Origin of the sequence: Hungatella sp. SL.1.14 (assembly GCF_024460495.1) — a bacterium.
In the GTDB taxonomy this organism is placed as follows: domain Bacteria; phylum Bacillota; class Clostridia; order Lachnospirales; family Lachnospiraceae; genus Hungatella; species Hungatella hathewayi.
The window spans coordinates 1-290 of record NZ_JANFYJ010000495.1 but is presented as its reverse complement, the minus strand read 5'-3'; the positions used below and the strand labels follow the sequence as shown (position 1 = coordinate 290).

At 50.3% G+C, this 290-nt stretch carries 1 pseudogene; it reads right to left on the bottom strand.

Annotation, left to right across the window (positions count from 1 at the left end):
* Positions 1 to 290: pseudogene (locus NE473_RS31990) on the bottom strand (SIS domain-containing protein); the annotation flags it as partial.

Sequence of the window (290 nt, the reverse complement as noted above, 5' to 3'; positions counted from 1 at the left end):
CGTCCTTTTTACCGCCCACATACATCGCCATGACGGCAGCCAGGTACACCATGCTGGTGAACGAGCGGGTCATGACGACACTGTCTTCCGCCGTATCCGGAGAAAGGATCATAAAGTCATTGTAGAGTGCGCTGTCCTTATCACAGGTAATCGCCAGTGATTTCACTCCCGGATAACTTCTCACCTTATCTATCGCCATGCGCACTTCCGTCGTATAGCTTTTCCTCGTAATCGGAAAGACAAGCACCTTCCGGTTTTTCACAAACGTCTCCGGGAAATAATAGAGCTCC